Genomic DNA, 19,717 nt, shown 5'->3' on the forward strand with positions numbered 1-19,717 from the left:
GGAATGCATGCCGCCGGCGGCCGGGTGGAAGGGCAGGGCGGTCATGGCAGTTCGTTGCGCGGGTCGTCCTTGAGGACGAGCTGCCAGGCTTCACGGGCCATGGGCGCGCTCTTCTCCTCCATCACGTGCGCCAGCAGCCCGGCGGAACGGCCGACCAGCGACAGTCCGCGCGCGATCAGCGGGTCCAGGCCCATGGCCGCCACCACCGCCGCGATGGCGCCCACCGCATTGAGCGGGAGGTTCTTGCCCTGTTCCTTGGTCAGCACGTGGCCGATGGCGTCCATCAGGCGCCAGTGCACGCCGTAGTAGCCGTTGGTGCGCGACAGCTCGCGCAGTGTCGGCACGCGCGGGTCGCCGTCGACGTGGATCGGGTGGCCGACCCCATAGATGGCGCGGCGCTGCTCCTTGTGCAGGCGGATCACGGCCCGCGCGGCGTCCAGGACCTGCTCGTCGGTAGAATCGTTGCTCAGCTCGCGCGCGCCTTCGTTCAGCATCTCGGCAGCGTTCTGCATGGTGCCGAGGAAGACGCTGCCGGCGCCCAGCAGGCCCGCCGCGACCGCGCCCTGTAGCGCTTCGGGCGCGCCAATGTAGGTCAGGCGGGCGGCCAGCGAGCTGGGCGTGATGCCGTGGTCAGCCGTGGTCACCAGCAGGGCATTGACCATGGTCTTCTCCTGCGGGCTGGGCAGGCGTGCCAGGGTGGTGTGGAAGATCATGTCGACAAAGTCGAACTTGCCGATGATCTCGGTGGCGAGGTTCAGGCCACGAACCATGATGGTGTCGGTGGTCGTGTAGCCGATTTCAGTCTTTACCATGTCAAAGGCTCCGTGCCTTGATACGAGAGGACGGCGTCAAGCGCAGTCACTCTCTGTCCTTGCGGCCTGACCGCAAGCGGGTTGATTTCCAGCTCGTCGATGCGGTCGGCGTGACTGACGACGAAGTCAGACAGCCGCACCAGCGTAGCGGCGAGCGCGTCGATGTCATAGGCTGCCTGGCCGCGATGGCCCTTGAGCAGCTCATAGCAGCGGGTCTCGGTGATCATCTGCCGGGCCGACTCGGGCGTGAGCGGCAACAAACGCCGGCTCACGTCCTTGAACAGCTCGATGCTGACGCCGCCCAGCCCGAAGGTGCAGACGTGGCCGAACACCGGGTCGCGGTGAATGCCCACCACGGCCTCGACAAACGGGCCGGGCAGCATCGGCTCGACCAGCACGCCTTCGATCTGCGCCGCATCGCAGGCCCTGGTGCCGTTGGCATGGATCTGCGCGAAGGCGGCCTTCGCCTCGGCTTCGGAGACAATTCCCAGGCACACACCACCAATGTCGGTTTTGTGGGTGATGCTGGCGCTGACGATCTTCATGACCGCGCGGCCATTCGCCACGTCGCTGAAGGCGCGCGCGGCTTCGTCGGCCGAGCGGGCCACCACGCCACGCGGCACCGGTATGCCGGCCAGCTCCAGCAGCGCCTTGGTGCGGGCCTCGGACAGGTTGGTGGTGCCGTCCGAGGCGGCTACGTTGCCCAGCGGCCGCCATGCGCCGTCGAATCCGGCACGCCAGCGGCCGTACTCGATAAAGCGCCTGACGGCCAGCACGGCGTTGCCGACTGCGCGCATCGGCATCAGGCCCCCATCGATCATGCGGCGCTGGCCCTCGCCGGTGCGATCGCTCATCCAGACCGGCACGATCGGCGTGTCGACTTCGTCCTGCACCCGGACCATGCTGTCGGCCAGCAGCACCGTGGTCTGGCCGTATTCGACCGGGATCGGCACCAGCACCAGGTCGGTGTTCGCGTCGCTGGCGGTGGCCTTCAGCGTGGTGTAGCTGACCTCGGCGTTGACCAGCACTTCGGCGGTGACGTCGACGGGGTTGTTGATGGCGGCAAAACCCGGCAGCGCCTTGGCCAGTGCGTCGATCGTCGCCGGCTCGAACTCGGCCAGCTTCAGGCCGGCGGTGCCGACCATGTCGGAGGCCAGCGCGGCGGTGCCGCCGGAGAAGCTGTACACCGCAAGCTGTTCGCGGCCGGTGGGCTTGCGGCGCGCCAGCAGCGAGGCCACATCGATCAGTTCGTCGATGTCGTCGACCTCGATGATGCCCAGTTGGCGGAACACCGCACTGTTGATGTCGGCCGAGCCCGCAATGGCCGCGGTGTGCGATTGCGCGGCCCTGGCCCCATATTCCGACTTGCCGACCTTGATGGCCACGATGGGCTTGCCGCGCTGCGCGGCGTGCAGGGCGGCCGCCATGAAGCGCGGGCCGTTGCGCACGCCTTCCAGCGTGGTCACGATGACCTCGATGTCAGGAGCATCCGCCATGTAGTGGATGTAGTCGCTGACCTCGAGATCCGCTTCGTTGCCGCCGGAGCACCATAGCCCGATGCCAACGCCGCGGTCCATCGCCTGGATGAACGAACGCCCGAGCCCGCCACCCTGCGTGGCGACGCCGATCGGGCCGGGGCGCCGGTCGATGCGCCACGCCGGCGAAAAGGTCAGGCCCAGCGGCGCATTCATATTGTTCAGCCCGGGGCAGTTCGGGCCGTAGATACGCATGCCGGTGCGGGCCACGATCTCGCGCATCTGGGCTTCGACCGCGCGTCCGGCCTCGCCGGTCTCGCCGAAACCGGAGGTGAAGACGATGGCGAACTTGACGCCGAGCTCGCCGCAGTCGCGCAGGGTCTCGAGCACGGCATCGGCACGCACGGCGAGGATCGCCAGGTCAGGCGCTTCTTTCAGGTCCTTGACCGAGGCCACGCAGGGCCTGCCGTGGATTTCGGCGCGTCCCGGGTTGACCAAATAGAGGTCGCCGCGAAAGTCCGAGTACTTGGTCAGGTTTTCCAGCGTGCGGCCGCCGATGCTGTCGGGCTTCTCGGAGGCGCCGACCAGCACGATCGAGTGCGGCAGGACCAGCCGGGAGAGGTCGCTGAACCACAGCGACGGCTTCGCGTCTGCTGCGTTCACAGTGCTCATTGCGCTTCCCCGGGATGGCGGCGCTTGAACAGGCAGGTGGCGGCCATTTCAGCCACGACTTCGCCGCGCTGGTTGACGCCGCGGCGCATGAAGCCGACGATGCCGCGCTCCGGGCGGCTGGTGGGGCGCTGCTCCGTTACTTCGATCTCCACGCGCAGGGTGTCGCCGATGAAGGTGGGCTTGGGGAACTTGAGGCGGTTCTCCAGCACGCTGAAGAGGGCGCCTTCCATCAGCTGGTTGGGAATCGAGCGCGAGGTCAGGCCGGCCATGAATGAGGCCACCAGCATGCCGTGCGCAATGCGCTGGCCGAAGATGGTGCCCCTGGCATACTCGGCATCGACGTGGACCTTGTTGAAGTCGCCGGTCAGCGCGGCAAAGGCGGCCACGTCCGCTTCCGTGATGGTGCGCGACGAGGTGGTGTAGCGGGTGCCGACGGTCAGGTCTTCCCAGAAAATGGCGGTCTGGGCGATTTCGTCGATGATAGCGGATTGGGTCATGTTCTTGTGTCTCCTCAATGTCTTCAGGTCAGCGCCGAGATGCCAAGGATCTCGCGGCCGATGATAAGTGTCTGGATTTCCGTCGTCCCCTCGGGGATCATGCCGCCGCGGGTATCGCGGAAGATGCGCTCGATGGGGTATTCAGTGGCGTAGCCCATGCCGCCGTGCACCTGCAGCGCCAGGTTGGCAACCTCGAAGGCGGCCTCGGTGGCATACAGCTTGGCGATCGAGCATTCCGTGCGCGAGGTGCCGTTCTGCATGGAGCGCGCGGCGCGGTAGCCGAGCGAGCGCGCTGCCTGCGTCTTCATGGTCATGTCGACGATATGCTTCTGCACCAGCTGGAATGCGCCGATGGGGCGGCCGAACTGCTTGCGCTGCAGCGCATAGTCGATCGACAGGTCCAACGCGGACTGGGCGGCTCCGACGGCGCCCATCGCCACGTTCAGCCGGCCGAAGTTCAGGCCGATCAGGATCTGCTTCAGGCCCTGGCCTTCCTTGCCGAGCAGGTTGGCGGCCGGCACTTCGGCGTTCTCGAAGGTGAAGGCGGCGGTGCCGGTACTGCGCGCGAACATGGTCTCGACGCGGTTGATCTCGTATTTCGTCTCATTGCGCTCGACCAGGAACAGCGACAGTTCGCCGTTGCAGGTGTCGCTGAAGGTGCGCGCCACCACGATGCCAAAATCCGCGAACATGCCGTTGGTGATCCACAGCTTGCTGCCGTTGAGCACGTAGCGGTCGCCGCGCTTGTCGGCGCGGGTCTTGATCTCGGCCACGTTGGAGCCCACGTCCGGCTCCGAGATCGACACGAAGGTCTTGCGCTCGTTGCGCAGCAGCGGGCGCATGAAGCGCTCCTTCTGGTCTTCGGTGCCGTACGCGTTGATGATCCCGGAAACGATGTTCAGGCCATTGAGCAGGATGCGCAGCGACAGCCAGCAATAGCCTGCCTCTTCCATCATCACCGCCCAGGTCAAGTAGTCCAGGCCCAGCCCGCCGTCGGCTTCAGGCAGGTAGCCGCCGAAATACCCGAAATCACCCAGGCCGGTCAGCAACTCGTGTGGAAAGCGCTTGTCCGCTTCGGCCTGCTGGATGCGCGGCGCGAAATGCTCCTTGAGGTAGCGGCGGATGTTGTCGCGTAGCAATTGCTGGCCGGCATCCAGGCCGTCCACGTCCACCATTGGCTCAGCCATAGCGGCCTCCGGTCACGAAGAGGGTGGTGCCGGTGATGTAGCGCGCGTGCTCCGACGCCATGAAGGCCACCGCGCCGGCGATGTCGCTGGTCTGGCCGGGGAAGGTCACCGCGTTCTTCGCCATCACGTTCTCGAGGATGGTGTCGTAGTTCGGCAGGCTCTTGATGTATTCGGTCTCGATATAGCCCGGAGCGATCGCGTTGACGGTGACGCCTTTGCGCGCCTGCTCCAGCGACAGCGCGCGGGTGAAACCGACCAGCCCTGCCTTGGCGGTGGAATAGTTGGCCTGGCCCGGGTTGCCGAACAGCGCGCGCGAGCTGATGTTGATGATGCGGCCCCAGCCCTTCTCATGCATGTGCGGCAGCGCGGCACGGCAGCAATGGAACGCGCCCTTGAGCGTCACGCCCAGCACCAGGTCCCAGTCGGCTTCGTCCATCTTGAGGATGGTGCGGTCCTTGACCAGGCCGGCGTTGTTGACCAGTACGTCGATGCCACCGAATGCTTCGTTGCCCGCCGCCATCATCTTGCGTACCTGGTCTTCGTCGCGCACATCGCACTGCACCGCGATGGCCTTGCCGCCGGCGGCCTCGATGCCGCGCGCGGTCGCGACGGCCGCATCGAGGTCAAGGTCGCTGATGACAACCGCCATGCCTTCCTGTGCCAGCATGCGTGCGGTCTCGGCGCCAATGCCTCGCGCCGAGCCGGTGATGACCGCGACGCGATCTTTCAGTCCTAAGTCCATCTCTTTGTCTCCACTCTGTATATGGGTTAGCTCAGCTGTCGGCCAGCAGCGAATTCCGGACTTCGCGCAGTGCCGCCAGGTAGTTCTCTCGGTTCTTGGCGATACGTTCGGCCGGGCCCGCCAGCGAGATCCCGACCGGCTGGTCTCCCAGCCATCCCGCGACTGCCAGCGCGGTCACGCCTTCGGTGCCTTCGTCGCGCGCCTCGTACCAGCCGAGTTCGCGCCCTTGCGCCAGTTGTGCCATCAGCGGCTCGAGCTCGACCACGGTGTACTGGGTGACGGCGCGTCGGTCGATGTTTTCCAGCCTGGCGCGCGCGGCCTCGGGCGGGAGCAGGCCGAGCATGGCTTTGCCTAGCGCGGAGGCGTGCAGGGCGACGCGTTCGCCCACGTCCAGGATGTAGCGCAGCGGCAGCCGGCTGGGCTGTGCCGCGGCCACCTTGACGGCCGTGGGTTCGAGCACGCCAAAGAAGGCGCTCTCATTGGTTTTTTCCGTCAGTTGCTCCACGGTTTCCTGGGCCAGCGTAGTCAGCGGGTCGTTCTCCCGGATTTCGCGCGCGGTCTCGAACAGGCGGCCGGTGGGGTAGAAGCGGCGCGTGCGCGACGTCCGCATCAGGTAGCCAAGCGAATGCAGGGTGTGCAGCAGGTCGGAGGAACTGCTCTCGGCGACCGACAGCAGGCGCGCCATGTCGGAGTTGGAAAGTTCGCGCTTTTCGCGGGCAAACACCTCAAAAACGGCCATGGTTCGGCTGGCGGCTGGGATCAGGGTGGGCATGCTCGGGGTTCCTGGAATTTGCGGCTGTCTACGAGATATGGGATAACTATACGGTATTTCGTAATGTGGTCAAGAAATTTTGCTGTTGCCGGGCAACCGTCAAATGACTTGCTAATACGATATATCGAAGTACTATACGAGTTATCGTCGTACGAAAGCGATGAATTCGTATAGAAAGCGGCGTTACGCGCACTAAAGCGGCGTATGTTGCACACCTTGGAGACCGAAGATGTTTCGCCATTTCCACCAGAGTTCGCTACGCGCGGGCCGCGGATGGGCCATCGCCTTGGCCCTGATCACAACGAGCGTGTGTGGAGTCGCCCCGCCGGCGTCAGCGCAGGCGGCTTATCCGTTCAAGCCGGTGACGCTAGTGGTACCTGGGCCGCCCGGCGGCATCACTGACCAACTGGGCCGGCTGGTGGCCGCCAGGCTGACGAGCAATTTTGGCGTCAAGGTCATCGTGGATAACCGCCCGGGGGCCGGCGGCAACGTGGCAAGCGAGATCGTTGCGCGGGCCGAGCCCGACGGCTACACGATCCTGCTGGGCACCCAGGGCACCATGGCGACCAACCAATATCTGTACAAATCGCTGCGCTTCGACCCGGCGAAGGATTTCGTCGCGGTACATGGACTGATGTCGGTGCCGAACATCCTGGTGGTCAACGGCCGTTTGCCTTATCAATCCGTCAAAGAGCTGGTGACGTTTGCCAAAGCGCATCCCGGCAAGCTGACCGTGTCATCCGCGGGCAACGGCACGGGCACACACCTGGCAGCCGAACTGTTCCAGGCCCAGGCCGGCGTGAAGTTCGTGCACATCCCGTACAAGGGCAGTGCACCCTCGATCAACGACCTGATCGGCGGACAGGTTGATATGACGTTCGACTACCCGGTGTCGACGCTGGCGCAAGTCCAGGCCGGCAAGCTCCGCGCGCTCGCCGTGACAGGGCCCACGCGTCTGCCGCTGCTGCCGCAGGTGCCAACCATCGCCGAGGCCGGCTATCCCGATGCGCAGTCCACCTCCTGGATCGGGCTGTTTTTCCCAGCCCGCACGTCGACGCCGATCGTCAAGACATGGCAGGATCAGGTGGGGCGTGTGCTGCAAGACGGCTCGGCGATTGAGGCGATCAGCAAGATGGGGGGCATGCCGCTGCCACTAAGCGGCGAGCGGTTTGCCAGCTTTGTGCAGGCGGAGCGCATCAAATGGAAATCCACGATTGAGCGTTCTGGGGCAACTATGGATTGAAGGCGAGGGGTCAGCTTGAATTTGAGATCCGCAGTCTGATGACATCCTGCGCTGAAGCGCGCCTTTACATAAAGAACTGCCTGCTGTGAAACTCGACGGTGATGGCGACGGCATTCCGTGAGACACCACCTCTGCAGTGCAGTTACTTGCCTGGCGCTTCTTGTGGCTAGACCCGTCATGGAACATCACCTCCGCGCGCAGCGCGTCGGCAATGACGTGGTAGCTGGCGTGGATGATGCTGCTTTCGGTCACGACCACGCCGGAGCCGACGTGGCGGGCTTCGCGATTGCCGCCTGGCCCGTTCTTGCCGCCAGGCGGTTCGTTCTTGCCGAGTTCGTCGCGCGGGGTGGGGCGGGATGGTGGGGAAGATTTCGGGCGTGTGGCACGGGGATCACGGCTGGCCTGCGGCGCGGACGCCGCTCGAGACCCATCCGTAGATCGTTACCCGTTTCATTGCTGGCCCCGAGGTCCCGTCCCGCCGTGGAAAATGCAGTACCATCGTCTTACCCACGCGCCAAGGAGCAGGGCATGCAGTTTCTCTGGCCGCAAATGCTCTGGCTGCTGCTCTCGCTCCCCCTGCTGGCAGCCGCTTACCTGTACCTGATTGCGCGGCGCAAGAAAATCGCCCTGTTGTATGCCAGTCTTGCGCTGCCGCGCGCCGCGCTGGGTCGCAACCAACGACTGCGGCGTCACATCCCGCCGTTGCTCTTCCTGCTCGCGCTGGGCGCGGCCCTGCTGGCTTGCGCCCGTCCTACCGCGACCATCACGCTGCCGTCCGACACCATCACCCTGGTACTGGCCATGGATACCTCCCGCAGCATGGAGGGGACCGACGTCGCGCCCACCCGGATCAGCGCCGCCCAGCAGGCTGCGCGGGATCTCATCGTCGGGCTGCCGGCCAGCGTGCGCCTGGGCATTGTCTCTTTTGCCGCCACGGCGACCGTGGTGCTGCCCCCCACCGACAACCGGCAGGACATGCTCGACGCGATCGATCGCTTCCAGCTCCAGCGCGGCACGGCGACCGGCAGCGGACTGATCCAGGCGCTGGCGGTGTTGTTCCCCGACGATGGCATCGACCTGGAAGCGATCCTCTTCAGCGGCGAGTCGCTCGCACCCGGGCCCGGCGGCAGATCGCTGACAGAGGCCGCCGCGGCGGACGCCGTCCGCAAGCGCGAGCAGGAGCGGCCGGCGGCGCAGCCCGGCTCTTACCGGCACGGTGCGGTGATCCTGCTCAGCGATGGTCGCCGCACCACCGGCCCCGACCCTCTGGACGCCGCGCGTATGGCCGCCCAGCGCGGCGTGCGCGTCTATACCGTGGGCTTCGGTACGCCGCAGGACGCGGGTGCGGCAGTGTCGAGCCTGTCTTACTACATGCAGCTGGATGAAACCGCCTTGCGCGCGGTCGCGACGCTCACTGACGGCGAGTACTTCCAGGCTGGCTCGGCCGCGGACCTGACGCAGGTGTATCGCAAGCTGAGTGCCCGTTTCGCGCTCGAGCGCAGGGAAATCGAGATCAGTGCCTTGCTGGCGGCGGCCTCGGTCCTGCTGCTGGTGGCGGCGTGCGGGCTGTCGCTGCTGTGGTTCCGGAGGTGAACTGAAGCGCAGGCGACCGGTTCGGCACCCGCTTCGCGAACCGTCCTGTTGCCTCCGACATGGGTGCAGGGACACGCCTGCACACATCCATACGTTGAGCCCGCTTCCTCAGCGCACATGCCAGCGCGCATGGTCCGACCTGCCGGCAGGCAGGGGATGGGCACATGGCTCGATGGGCGCACGCGGCACGGTCGCCGCCATTTGCGCAAAGCGCACGATCTTGCTTGACTTACGCCACGGCAGCCATGCGGCTCCGAAACGCGGCAGCAAAGTCTGCGGCATTGCCGATGTGTTCACGCATGCGTTGTTCAGCGAGGTCCGGATCGCGCGCTTCGAGTGCATCAATAATTCCCTCAAGCTCGGCGACTGCGTCCTTCATACGCAACGGTGGCGACGGGGTCATCTTCTTGAGCCAACGAAGCTTGTCTAGCAAGTTAAGCAGGCTCTCGGTCATCAGGCTATTGCCAGCGGTACGGTAAATGGTCGAGTGAAACATTGCATCCAGCTCGTTGAACTCGTCGAACACATCTTCCTCGAAATCCGAATCGCCCTGGGGCATGAACCGCCGGAAGGCTACCCTGAGTTTGCGCAGTGTCTCATCAGTGATGCGCGTTGCGGCGTGGCGGGTGACGTAGGTTTCGAGTAACAGGCGGTACTCGAAGATCTCGTGAATCTCCTGTTCGGTCAGGGACCGCACGTAAGTTCCACTCTGAGGACTCACTGCGATCCAGCCATCATTCTTAAGCTGCGCAAAAGCCGTGCGTATCGGCGAGCGGCCGCAACCTAGCTCGTCGGCGAGTCGGGCCTCAGACAGCTTCTCGCCTGGCGGATAGTGCAGGCTAATGATGCGCTGCTTGATTTCGTTGTAGACGAGAGTCGCGACCGCGGAGCTTTCTGGGATCTTCAACTCGTTGCCGATTTTCACTTGCATCTCCTGGTTGGCAAGCGTTTCGCTGCAGTGTGAAATTGTATCAAGGTAGTTGTCCAGTTTAGCGCACGCACGATTCCCCGGTGCCGGCCTTTGTGCATATTGCACCGCTTTAGTGCCTGGGAAACATTCTAGTTGACTAGTTTGGTAATTGATCTAGGATAGGTAACGCCCCCACGTAGAGGAGAAACCTCATGTCCTTCAGTCGTGTCGTCCGCGGTCTGGCGTTGGCCGCCGGGCTGCTGTCCTCGGTTGCTCAAGCCCAATATCCAGACAAGCCGATACGCTTTATCGTGCCGTTCCCACCGGGAGGTGCGGTCGATGTCCTCGGTCGTGTGTCCGCCAAGTTGATCAGTGACGCGACCCATCAGTCCGTGGTGGTGGATAACGTTGCCGGCGCGGGCGGCGCCATTGGTTCCAAGATCGCCGCACAAGCAAATCCGGACGGATACACCTTGCTGATGGGCTCCACAAGTTCGTTGTCCATCAATCCGCTCTATCAGAAGGTGGGCTACGACCCGGTGAAGGACTTCACGCCGATTGCGTTGGTCGCCTCGGTGCCGCATGTGCTGGTCGTCGATCCGGCACTGCCAGTGAACACCCTTCAGGAGTTCATCGCATATGCCAAGGCGAGGCCCGGCAAGCTGAACTTCGCTTCGTCAGGCCCTGGCACGCCTCATCATGTAGCAGGCGAGATGCTCAACCAGCTCGCAGGGGTCAATCTGGTACACGTTCCTTACAAGGGTACGGCGCCAGCATTGGTGGACGTGATGAGCGGTCAAGTGTCGGTGATGTCCGTCGAGATCCTGGCCGCAGCTCCCCAAGTGCTGGCGGGGAAGGTGCGAGCTATTGGCATCGCCGCCGACCAACGCAGTCCACTACTACCTAACGTACCAACGACGGGCGAAGCGGGCCTGAAGGGATTCGAGGTGACTTCGTGGTACGGCGTTGTGGCGCCGGCTGGCATTCCGGCGACTGTGGCTAAAAGGCTGTCGGCAGCAGTGTCGCAAGGCCTGACGTCCCCGGAGGCAGTCGAAAAGCTGAAGACGCTTGGGGCCAGGCCAGTGGGTGGTACGCCAGACCAGTTCCATACATTCCTGCAAAGTGAAAATCAGAAGTGGGGCAAGGTCATGACCGCTTCCAACATTTCGAACAAGTAGACCTTTTGCTGCAGGCGCCCGCGTACCTGCTGCGCGGGCTGCAGCGAGTCCGCCAACATCCCGTGTTGCCGCTTGACTCCTAAACCCCAGTACCTATTCTCATAATTATACTGGTCGACTAGTTCTCCAGATGGTGCAAAAAGCTCAAACAAGCTACTCAGAGCGCAGCTCAAAAACCGAGGATGACAGATGACTCTCGACATTTTTTCGCCCGAACATTACGCCGCCACCCGCCTGCCGCTGCATGAAGGTTCGCCCCTGCCGGGCTGGTGCTATACGTCGCCCGAGTGGTATCAGCGGGAAGTTGACACGATGTTCCGCAAGGATTGGCTTTGCGTAGGTCGTGTGGAGCAGGTGGCCGAGCCGGGCAGCTACTTCTCCATTGAAGTCCTGGATCATCCGCTGATCGTCGTGCGCGACGAAAACAACGAAGTCCGTGTCCATTCGGCACTGTGCCGGCACCGGGGCGCCATCATCACCGAGAGCGCAGGCAAGTGTCGCGCCTTCACGTGTCCGTACCACAGCTGGACCTACGCTCCGAGCGGCAAACTGCTTGGCACGCCAGGTACTCCGCCGCCGATGGCTGGCGTCGCCGGCTTCAAGGCATCGGAGCACGGTCTGCGGTCGATCCGCAGCGGCATCTGGGCCGGCTTCATCTTCATTACGTTCAATGCGGACGCCGAGCCGCTGATGACCTGGCTGGGTGATTTGCCGGCATACATGGCCAGCCACAAGCTCGATGAAATGCAATGGACGCACCGCGACGAGTATGTCGTCGACTGCAACTGGAAGGTGTGGCTCGAAAACGCCTTCGAGAACTACCACGTCCCGACCATTCACCGGAAGCACGTCGATCCCAAGAATCCGCAGAACTGGCAGTTCGAGAAGACCCAAGGTCCGTGGGAAGCGATGTACAGCAGGCGAAGCATCGTTGCTTACTCCGGGCTGCCTGAGGTCCCGGGGATTGATGCGGACAAGGCGAACTGCCTCTTTCACATCTGGGTGCAGCCGACTCTGCAGATCATCGTGACTTCGTCCTACATGAAGTTCCGACAGTACTTCCCCGAGGGTCCGGAGAAACTCCGGCTGTACGAAAACTGGACATTCCCCCGCAGTACCGTGGAGCGCGCCGATTTCGACGAGATCGTCGGGCCGGCGTACTACGAGAAATACTCACAGGTCGTCATCGAGGACCTGAGCATCAATCCTAACGTGCAGAAGGCAATGCGTACCGGCGCCTACGAACCTGGCCGCTTCTCGCTCGAAGAATACATCGTGCACCGCATTGCCAACCACGTTCTCGATCGCGTCGTTGGGCCCGACTCCGAATCCTCGCGCCAGAACCGTGAAGGTCCTGCATTGAAGGCTGCTTGAGCAACGCATCTCGCCCAACTCTCGGAGAAATATCTATGTCGTCCACCGCAATGAGCCGCCAATATTCGGAGGCGGATCCGCTTCACGTCCACATCGAGAACTCGCGCACGATGATGCCGGTGTTCACCGTGCGACCCGACCAATACGAGGCGGCACTGTCGCGTCATCCGGACGTCGCGAAGCGCATCCGCACGACGTGGGGCAGTGATCAGGACATCTATCAGGATGCGATGCAGACCGCCGATGCGATGATCACTTATCGGTTTCCGTACAAATCGCTGGGCAGCGACGCCAGGCGATTGAAACTGCTGCAGATCCTGGGCGCTGGCGTGGACTACCTGCTGCCACTGGACTGGGTGCCGATGGGCATTCAAGTGCTGACTAACAGTGGTGCTCACCTTCCCAAAGCCGCGCAGTCCGGCCTGATGGCGCTCCTGATGGTCAATGCGCGGATGCCGGCGCTCATGTGGAACCACCGTCGGCATGCCTGGGACCGTCAGTTCACGTCCGCCCTGAATGGCAAGACGGTGCTGATCGTGGGCGTGGGTTCAATTGGTGGGGGCATCGCAGAGCTCGCCAGGCAGTTCGGTATGCATGTCATCGGCATCCGCCGCAGCGGTGCGGCCCACCCTCATGTCGACAGCATGCATAAGCCGGAGGAGCTCCATACACTTCTGCCGCAGGCCGACTTCGTGCTCCTGAACACGGCTCTTACGGATGAAACGCGTTTCCTGATCGGTGCCGACGAAATCGAACGCATGCGTACCGGCGCTGGCCTGATCAACATGTCTCGCGGGGGCCTGATTGACCCGGCTGCGCTGGATGTGGCGCTACGGGCCGGAAAGCTTAGTGGCGCCATGATTGACGTAACCTATCCAGAGCCGCCGCCCGCCAATTGGCGTTACTGGGAAACGCCCAACCTGGTGATCACTCCCCATGTGCTGTCCGATGACATCGAGCACTACATTCCCCATACGCTGGATCTGTTCTTCAGCAATATTCGGCGCCACTTCAATGGCGAGCCGCTGACCAACCTGGTCGATGTGTCGCGCAGCTACTGATAGGAGTCAATATCATGAGTCAGGCTACCGACGAGCTTCGCCTGGTCAAGGTCGCGGCGAAGCACGAGGTCGCGACCGACATTGTGCAGTTCGACCTGTGTGCTGCGGACGGTCGGCCCCTGCCGCCGTTTGCCGCCGGCGCGCACATCGATGTGCATACGCCGTCTGGCCTCGTGAGACAGTATTCCCTGTGCGGATTGCCAGGCAATACCGAGCGGTACAAGATCGCAGTCAAGCATGAGCGGGGCGGTCGTGGCGGTTCCGCTAGCTTGCACGGCAATGTCGAGGTGGGCAGTGCGTTGGGCATTTCTGCACCACGCAATCATTTCCCGCTTGCCGACGATGCGGCGCACACGATATTCGTGGCGGGCGGCATCGGCATCACGCCCATCCTCGCGATGATCTCGAGCTTGGAGCTGGCCGGAAAGTCCTGGGAACTGCACTACTGTGCGCGATCGGAAAGGCATGCTGCGTACCATGCAGAACTGATGGAGCGCCATCCGGACAGCGTCACCGAGTACTTCAGCGAGACACCCACCTTTCCGGTACAGGAGGTCGTCAGCAAGATGGCGGCATCGCAGGCGAACGTACATATGTATTGCTGTGGTCCGGCCGGACTGATGCATGCCGTAGAAGCCGCGACGCCTGAGACCATCGCGTCGCGTGTGCATTTCGAATGGTTCGCCGCGCCGCAAGGCGCGGGCACGCCCAATGAACCATTTGAGATCCAACTCGCGTCGAACGGGAAGGTGTTTCCCGTATCCGCGGAGGAGACGGCGCTGGAGGTGCTACGCGCCCATGGCATCGACATCCCGAGCAGTTGTGAGGAGGGGGTATGTGGCACCTGCGAAGTTCGCGTGCTGTCAGGATGCATTGAGCATCGCGACGTGCTCCTCAGTGAGGCAGAACGCCAAAGCAACAAATGCATGATGACTTGCGTGTCCCGCGGCCAGCGCGAGCGCATTGTCCTCGACCTTTAGACCGGCCGACTGGAGAAATGATGGAATCCACCACACCAAACGAGTACATTCCCTCGCTGCGCCGCGTCGGTCATACGGTCTATGTAGGTATGCAACTGCCCGTCTCCGCAAGCGGCGAGATCGACATTGCCGAACAGACCGACCAGGTCTTCCGCAGTCTTGTTGCGCGCCTCGAAGAGGCGGGCGGCAGCATGGCGGACCTTACCAAGCTCCATACGTACTACTTGTTTGAGGGAGATGGGGCAGCCATTACTGAGTATTGGGAGCGTATGACGGCAGTGCGCCTGCGGCATCTCGTCAATCCCGGGCCGGCGGCTACTGCGCTGCGTGTCCAAGGGGTAGGGCGAGAACAAGCACTGATCGCAGTCGACGGCATTGCAGAACTCAGCCGCGACAAGGAGCGCATCATGCCTGAGCATGCGTGGGACTGGAGTATTCCGACGCCGTTCTCACAGGGCTGGCGCGTGGGCGAAAAGGTGTACGTCGGCGGTCAGATATCGGCGGACCGGCAGGGCCGTACGATCGCCCCGGGCAGTGTGGTCGAGCAAACGAAGAACACGCTCGAATACATCGAGCATGTTTTGCGCGACGCGCAGACGACCTGGTCCAATGTGTGCGCATTGAAAATTGCGTACAAGCATGGGGCTGACCCCGAGGCATCCCGGCAGCTCGGCGAGCAGATACTTGCGGAAGTCGTGCGTCGCCTCCCGGCACATAAGCCCGCTATCACGATCATCGGTGTCGACCTGCTATACGAAGGTCTGCTGCTTGAGATTGACGCGGTTGCGTCCAAGGACATCGGTCTGCCGATCTGGCCAGAGATCGAATCTTCGCCGCAGACGACTACCCGGACCTCCTCACCCGGATGGCTCAGCGGTGGCGAGTTGCACGTTGGCGCTCAGGCAAATCCGGATGCCATTGATCTGGAGACGCAGCTCGAGGGGGCGCTGTCACAGGTCGCGGCAGTGCTGCGAGCGGCAGGTGGTTCCGTTACGGATCTTGTCAAGCTCAACGTGTTCCTGTTGCCGGGCGAATCTGCCGACGCGGTCCAGCAGATGCTCAAGCAATTCCTTGCGCCGGGCCGTACCGTAGTCAGCATCGTCCAGGTCGGCGGCTTCCTGCTTGACGGCCAGCGTGTGCAGGTTGATGGTGTGGCCTTACTGGAGGAGGGGGCATGATCGATGCTGTCAGCCTTACCCAGGAACTGGTTAGGATTCCGTCAGTCAATCCGCCTGGCGACGAAGAGCGCTGCGCACGCTATCTTGCAGGGTTGCTGGCCGACGCCGGCTTTAGTGTGGAACTGGATGTCTTCGGTCCGCAACGATTCAACCTGGTAGCAGCGCTGCACGGCAAAGGCGACGGCAAGCCGCTCGGGTTCACCGGGCACCTCGACACCGTGCCCCTCGGTGCGGCGCGGTGGGCGCGCGACCCCTTTAGCGCCGAGATCATTGATGGCAAGCTGTTCGGCCTCGGCAGCAGCGACATGAAGGCTGGCATTGCCGCGTTCGTCGTTGCGTGCTGGCAGGCGCGCGAAGCGCTTCGCGAAGGTAACGGTGTGCGCCTGCTACTGACCGGCGGGGAAGAAACTGGATGTGATGGTGCGCGTGCGCTCGCCGCCAATGGAAAGGCTGGGCAGCCGCTCTCTCTCCTCATCGTTGGCGAGCCTACGGCCAACTACCCGTGCATCGGACACAAAGGCGCCCTTTGGCTTGAGGGCGTTGCGCTCGGAAAGACCGCACACGGTTCGATGCCAGAAAAGGGCGAAAATGCGATCTACAAGGCCACGCGAGCCATCGAGACATTGCGCGAGATGCGGTTGGAAGACCATCATCCGCTCATGGGCCGGGCAACGCTGAACGTTGGCACGTTCCACGCCGGCCTTAACATCAACTCCGTTCCGGACCGGGCGACGTTCACCGTCGACCTGCGGACTGTACCCGGTATGGAGCACGATTGCCTGTGCAGAAAACTCAGAAGCCTGTTGGGTAACGGCATAGCGGTTGATCCGCTTGTCGACGTGCCACCCCTGCATTCTGAAGCCGGGGATCCGGCCATTGCTGCAGTGTTCGGCATCTGCGCGCAGTATCACGATGCACCGCTATTGCCGCGTACCGTTCCTTTCTTCACAGATGGCAGCACGCTACGTCCACTTACAGGTGACCCTCCGACCGTAATTCTTGGGCCAGGCGAGCCGGCAATGGCGCATCAAACCGACGAGTACTGTCATACCGCTCGCATCTACCAAGCGGTCGGCATCTACCAATCAATCATCGAGGCCCGGTGCTGAACACTGGATAGCAGTATGGCCAGCGGACCGCTCACGCCCTGGTCGTGCCGGCTTCTGGCCGAGTCCCGCAATGACAACCAATTTCTGGAGAGTGAGATATGAGCAGGCGGAACCTTGGATTTATGGGCCTCGGTAGCGGACGCGAGCCGGCGCGCTGGCGACAGAGCCCTTGCAGATTGAGCAGATGAATCAGAGATTTGGCCTCGTGCGTCGGTGGCTTCATATGAACCTTGGTCCGCGTCGCAGGGTTGACAGCAGCGATTCGCGCGCCGGTGCGCTCAATGCGCACTTCCTTGGTCGGCGCGCAGAACCGGTCCACGAGTGTCCCTGCTCAAGCGACGGACAGCCTGAGGGGGCTGCCCAATGGTACGCACGAATGCGCGCCTCATTCGCTCCCGGTCAGAAAAACCCACTTCGTGCGCAATCACGTCCAGCGAGACATGCGGATCGCGCTTACCTTGCTAACTTCGTTATTCGCGTTCGGCGGGTTCCTGATGGTCTACACGTATGCGGGCGTGGTGCTGGAGCCCGTGACGCGCGGCGACGAACGCATTCTCGCGGGGATGTTCCTGTTGTGGGGCGTCGCCGCGACGGTCGGGAACCTGCTGTCCGGCCGCCTCGTGGACCGGTTCGAGAGCCGCAACATTATCAATGCGATGCAATGGGTCGCCATCATCAATTTCTGTGCGCTGCCGTGGACCGATGCGCATGCGTCCAGCGCTGTCATCGCGCTGGCCATCTGGGGGATATGCGGATGGGGGCTCATCGTTCCGCAACAGCACCGACTCGTGCAACTGTCGCCGCATGTGGCGCCGCTGCTGCTCGCCCTGAACAATACGGCCCTACATCGGACTTGCCTGCTCGGGCGTGCTTGGCGGTGTAGTGCTCCTGTCGACAGGCGGGCAGTATCTGAGTCTCATCGCGGCCGCGTTGATCGCGATGGCTTTCGTTCTCGTCGCGGCCGCACATCGTTGCATGGAGCGGCCGCGTATGCAGCATCGCGCGACGGCCAGCCGCGAGACCGCGCCTGTCTGATTCGTCGACGCCGCCTCGCTCTCAAGCGCCGTTACAACCAACGCTTATGGCGCGCGTTGGCGGTTCGCGCTCACGCCCAGCGGGCCCTGCTGTTCGACGTGGACAATGCCATTTAGAACCTGAACCAAACAGGTGCGGACGACCGGGCGCGGCTGACGTTGATTCGCTGCCACCACAACCTGCTGAGGCAGTGGGGCGAAACCTGAACGCAAGCCTCGGTCGGTCAGCGAGTCGAGTTTGCGCCCCCCCGAGATGTGAACGAGGCCTCACCGGTGCCTGACCCGGCCGCGCCGTGCGACCCCGGCCCGTAGCAACGCTCACAGCGACTTCAGATACTCGGCCAGGTCGGCAATATCCTGGCTGCTCAGCCCCAGTCCCTGCTTCGTGTTGTAGGTCTTCACGACATCCGACAAAGTCGCCGCAGACCCATCATGAAAATAGGGGGCGTGTTGCCACACGCCCTTTAGTGGCGTGGTCCGGTATTGCTTGGTCGCGGAGCGTGAGGCGTAGCTTGGGGTTTCCGGCTCGGCCATAGAGTCGGCAGGCGGATGCAGGACCGAGTTGGCATCTGTAAATGCCGGGCCACTATGGCACGTGGCGCATCGGCCCGCCCCTTCGAAAACAATCTTACCTCGCAATGCCGCCGCGGAGTCGAAACTGCCAGCCGGCGCCGGTGGAGCGCCCAGGGATAGCTGGTACGCTTGCAGGGCCGGAAGCTTACTGGTAACGAGATCTTCCGATCCATGCGTGATGGAAAGATTCAGCCGTGGCTCGGATACGGAGCCAAGGCCGCCCATTTCGGCCACGGCGACATAACGGTTCCAGTACATGAGGTCTTCGCCATCGCCGGTATAGGTAATGCGATGAATGCCGTCCAGCCCGAAGGCGGGAGGTATCACGACCGGCTTGCTGAGGCCGTCGACATTGTTCCGGGGGTCGAACTTGCCTGCGCCCCAGGCATTGAGGACCGTCTTCATGGCGTCGTCAACGGCGGGCGACAGCGCGATGATGGCGCCGGGATTCAGATCGCGATTGGGCCATCCGTCCAGTCGCTTGCCGATGCCCGGTGCGAACGAGTTGTCCACCGTCGAATGGCATAGCGCGCAGGTAATGCCGACCCGAGTGAGCTTGTCCACCCCATTGACCGTCTCGACGGTCCCCTTGATGCCGACGACCGCGTTCAGTTTCAGCAGCGCCACCGTCGTGGCCGGACTATTGAGGTCGATCGTGCCATTGCGGATTCCATTCACGACCGCCTCGGGCAAGGCCTCGGCGTCCACCTTAAGCCCGACTGACATTGCGGTCACGGGATCCACCGCGCTGGCGATAACCTCGTGCATCTTCAGGTTATCGGTCCACTGCACTTCGTCCCCGAAGGTATCGAAGCGGAAGATCTGCTTGCCCTGCTCGACGAGGGCATTCTGGGCCGCTGCCGTGCCGGCTGCGTCAGCTCCTCCCCCTCCAGAGCCGCCGCCGCATGCCGTGACTGCCGCCACCACGATCGCCGTTGTTATTGCATTCACCAGACCGCGTCGAGGCATCCCCTCCATCGCCGGATGCCGCAGCGGCACAGGCTGCATTTGCGTTTCAGGCATCAGCGCGGAGGGTTGCTTCTTCATGATCGACGTCCTTGTCAGGATGAGATGGGGCAATTGACATGGAGGCAACCGACATGTCTCCGACGGCAGTCGCTCGAAAGTATCCGTTGCATATGTCTTTAGACGCTGGCGGACGCGCAAAGGTGACACGAGGCCCGAGCCACATTGCGATTGGATGTGACGGGTGCGTTCGCCTATGATTGCTGACGTGTGGTTCGACCCGAGGCCCGGGATCGCAGCCGGCTACCGTCCGTGCCCCAGTCCTCTGTCACCTTTTCGCAGATGCGCGCGTCTAATGATC

General features: G+C 63.0%; 17 protein-coding genes and 1 pseudogene. 10 read left to right on the forward strand and 8 right to left on the reverse strand.

Annotated elements, in window-relative coordinates; genetic code table 11:
- Window positions 1–41: 41 nt before the first annotated feature.
- The 6 genes from ABNX08_RS35630 to ABNX08_RS35655 are packed head-to-tail and all read right to left on the reverse strand — an operon-like array spanning window position 42 to window position 6,157.
- A complete protein-coding gene (locus ABNX08_RS35630) occupies window positions 42–812 on the reverse strand; it encodes a citryl-CoA lyase (RefSeq protein WP_349605874.1) in 771 nt (256 codons plus the stop codon).
- Window positions 806–2,959, reverse strand: coding sequence for an acetate--CoA ligase family protein (locus tag ABNX08_RS35635; protein ID WP_349605875.1), 2,154 nt, complete (start codon window positions 2,957–2,959; stop codon window positions 806–808). Before ABNX08_RS35635 ends, ABNX08_RS35630 begins: the two co-directional genes overlap by 7 nt.
- The gene (locus tag ABNX08_RS35640) at window positions 2,956–3,456 is read right to left on the reverse strand and encodes a MaoC/PaaZ C-terminal domain-containing protein (protein WP_349605876.1); all 501 of its coding nucleotides are present in this window, start codon (window positions 3,454–3,456) and stop codon (window positions 2,956–2,958) included. Before ABNX08_RS35640 ends, ABNX08_RS35635 begins: the two co-directional genes overlap by 4 nt.
- 23 nt (window positions 3,457–3,479) lie before the next feature.
- The gene (locus tag ABNX08_RS35645; RefSeq protein WP_349605877.1) at window positions 3,480–4,643 is read right to left on the reverse strand and encodes an acyl-CoA dehydrogenase family protein; all 1,164 of its coding nucleotides are present in this window, start codon (window positions 4,641–4,643) and stop codon (window positions 3,480–3,482) included.
- Entirely contained in the window at window positions 4,636–5,385 is a 750-nt protein-coding gene (locus tag ABNX08_RS35650; protein ID WP_349605878.1) for an SDR family NAD(P)-dependent oxidoreductase, read from the reverse strand. Before ABNX08_RS35650 ends, ABNX08_RS35645 begins: the two co-directional genes overlap by 8 nt.
- Window positions 5,386–5,416: 31 nt before the next feature.
- Window positions 5,417–6,157, reverse strand: a complete 741-nt coding sequence (locus tag ABNX08_RS35655) for an IclR family transcriptional regulator (RefSeq protein ID WP_349605879.1) — start codon at window positions 6,155–6,157, stop codon at window positions 5,417–5,419.
- Between the two features lie 229 nt (window positions 6,158–6,386).
- Between ABNX08_RS35655 and ABNX08_RS35660 the strand changes: the two genes are divergently transcribed.
- A complete protein-coding gene (locus ABNX08_RS35660) occupies window positions 6,387–7,400 on the forward strand; it encodes a tripartite tricarboxylate transporter substrate binding protein (RefSeq protein ID WP_349605880.1) in 1,014 nt (337 codons plus the stop codon).
- 528 nt (window positions 7,401–7,928) lie between these two features.
- Entirely contained in the window at window positions 7,929–8,993 is a 1,065-nt protein-coding gene (locus ABNX08_RS35665) for a VWA domain-containing protein (RefSeq protein WP_022540073.1), read from the forward strand.
- Window positions 8,994–9,222: 229 nt separating this feature from the next.
- On the opposite strand, the gene ABNX08_RS35670 is transcribed toward ABNX08_RS35665, so the two are convergent.
- A complete protein-coding gene (locus ABNX08_RS35670; protein WP_349605881.1) occupies window positions 9,223–9,918 on the reverse strand; it encodes a GntR family transcriptional regulator in 696 nt (231 codons plus the stop codon).
- Window positions 9,919–10,115: 197 nt separating this feature from the next.
- Here ABNX08_RS35670 and ABNX08_RS35675 point away from each other — a divergent pair, with 197 nt between their 5' ends.
- The 8 genes and pseudogenes from ABNX08_RS35675 to ABNX08_RS35710 all read left to right on the forward strand — a co-directional run bounded on the left by ABNX08_RS35675 (window position 10,116) and on the right by ABNX08_RS35710 (window position 18,024).
- Window positions 10,116–11,081 carry a tripartite tricarboxylate transporter substrate binding protein gene (locus ABNX08_RS35675; RefSeq protein ID WP_022540075.1) on the forward strand — a complete coding sequence of 322 codons (966 nt, stop codon included), beginning with the start codon at window positions 10,116–10,118 and terminating at the stop codon, window positions 11,079–11,081.
- Window positions 11,082–11,270: 189 nt separating this feature from the next.
- Entirely contained in the window at window positions 11,271–12,455 is a 1,185-nt protein-coding gene (locus tag ABNX08_RS35680) for an aromatic ring-hydroxylating dioxygenase subunit alpha (protein WP_022540076.1), read from the forward strand.
- 35 nt (window positions 12,456–12,490) lie between these two features.
- Window positions 12,491–13,516, forward strand: a complete 1,026-nt coding sequence (locus ABNX08_RS35685) for an NAD(P)-dependent oxidoreductase (protein ID WP_349605882.1) — start codon at window positions 12,491–12,493, stop codon at window positions 13,514–13,516.
- Window positions 13,517–13,530: 14 nt separating this feature from the next.
- The gene (locus ABNX08_RS35690; protein WP_349605883.1) at window positions 13,531–14,496 is read left to right on the forward strand and encodes a PDR/VanB family oxidoreductase; all 966 of its coding nucleotides are present in this window, start codon (window positions 13,531–13,533) and stop codon (window positions 14,494–14,496) included.
- A gap of 20 nt (window positions 14,497–14,516) precedes the next feature.
- On the forward strand, window positions 14,517–15,674 hold the full coding sequence (locus tag ABNX08_RS35695) for a RidA family protein (protein WP_349605884.1): 1,158 nt from the start codon (window positions 14,517–14,519) through the stop codon (window positions 15,672–15,674).
- Window positions 15,671–16,783, forward strand: coding sequence for a M20 family metallopeptidase (locus tag ABNX08_RS35700; RefSeq protein WP_349605885.1), 1,113 nt, complete (start codon window positions 15,671–15,673; stop codon window positions 16,781–16,783). The genes ABNX08_RS35695 and ABNX08_RS35700 overlap by 4 nt, the downstream gene beginning before the upstream one ends.
- A 434-nt stretch (window positions 16,784–17,217) precedes the next feature.
- Window positions 17,218–17,818 (forward strand): annotated as a pseudogene (locus tag ABNX08_RS35705) (MFS transporter); the annotation flags it as partial.
- Window positions 17,819–17,937: 119 nt separating this feature from the next.
- Window positions 17,938–18,024 (forward strand): hypothetical protein, encoded by an 87-nt coding sequence (locus ABNX08_RS35710; RefSeq protein ID WP_374063827.1) that lies wholly within the window; start codon window positions 17,938–17,940, stop codon window positions 18,022–18,024.
- Window positions 18,025–18,135: 111 nt separating this feature from the next.
- Here ABNX08_RS35710 and ABNX08_RS35715 read toward each other — a convergent pair whose 3' ends face one another.
- Window positions 18,136–19,437 carry a hypothetical protein gene (locus ABNX08_RS35715; protein ID WP_349605887.1) on the reverse strand — a complete coding sequence of 434 codons (1,302 nt, stop codon included), beginning with the start codon at window positions 19,435–19,437 and terminating at the stop codon, window positions 18,136–18,138.
- Window positions 19,438–19,717: the final 280 nt, after the last annotated feature.

The sequence above is a fragment of the Cupriavidus sp. DF5525 genome, from assembly GCF_040149425.2.
In the GTDB taxonomy this organism is placed as follows: Bacteria; Pseudomonadota; Gammaproteobacteria; order Burkholderiales; family Burkholderiaceae; genus Cupriavidus; species Cupriavidus pickettii_A.

Coding starts and splice junctions, on each gene's coding strand:
- ABNX08_RS35650 (WP_349605878.1), bottom strand. CDS start 5,385: ATGGACTTAGGACTGAAAGATCGCGTCGCGGTCATCACCGGCTCGGCG.
- ABNX08_RS35675 (WP_022540075.1), top strand. CDS start 10,116: ATGTCCTTCAGTCGTGTCGTCCGCGGTCTGGCGTTGGCCGCCGGGCTG.
- ABNX08_RS35680 (WP_022540076.1), top strand. CDS start 11,271: ATGACTCTCGACATTTTTTCGCCCGAACATTACGCCGCCACCCGCCTG.
- ABNX08_RS35635 (WP_349605875.1), bottom strand. CDS start 2,959: ATGAGCACTGTGAACGCAGCAGACGCGAAGCCGTCGCTGTGGTTCAGC.
- ABNX08_RS35645 (WP_349605877.1), bottom strand. CDS start 4,643: ATGGCTGAGCCAATGGTGGACGTGGACGGCCTGGATGCCGGCCAGCAA.
- ABNX08_RS35700 (WP_349605885.1), top strand. CDS start 15,671: ATGATCGATGCTGTCAGCCTTACCCAGGAACTGGTTAGGATTCCGTCA.
- ABNX08_RS35630 (WP_349605874.1), bottom strand. CDS start 812: ATGGTAAAGACTGAAATCGGCTACACGACCACCGACACCATCATGGTT.
- ABNX08_RS35655 (WP_349605879.1), bottom strand. CDS start 6,157: ATGCCCACCCTGATCCCAGCCGCCAGCCGAACCATGGCCGTTTTTGAG.
- ABNX08_RS35660 (WP_349605880.1), top strand. CDS start 6,387: ATGTTTCGCCATTTCCACCAGAGTTCGCTACGCGCGGGCCGCGGATGG.
- ABNX08_RS35715 (WP_349605887.1), bottom strand. CDS start 19,437: ATGAAGAAGCAACCCTCCGCGCTGATGCCTGAAACGCAAATGCAGCCT.
- ABNX08_RS35695 (WP_349605884.1), top strand. CDS start 14,517: ATGGAATCCACCACACCAAACGAGTACATTCCCTCGCTGCGCCGCGTC.
- ABNX08_RS35685 (WP_349605882.1), top strand. CDS start 12,491: ATGTCGTCCACCGCAATGAGCCGCCAATATTCGGAGGCGGATCCGCTT.
- ABNX08_RS35665 (WP_022540073.1), top strand. CDS start 7,929: ATGCAGTTTCTCTGGCCGCAAATGCTCTGGCTGCTGCTCTCGCTCCCC.
- ABNX08_RS35640 (WP_349605876.1), bottom strand. CDS start 3,456: ATGACCCAATCCGCTATCATCGACGAAATCGCCCAGACCGCCATTTTC.
- ABNX08_RS35690 (WP_349605883.1), top strand. CDS start 13,531: ATGAGTCAGGCTACCGACGAGCTTCGCCTGGTCAAGGTCGCGGCGAAG.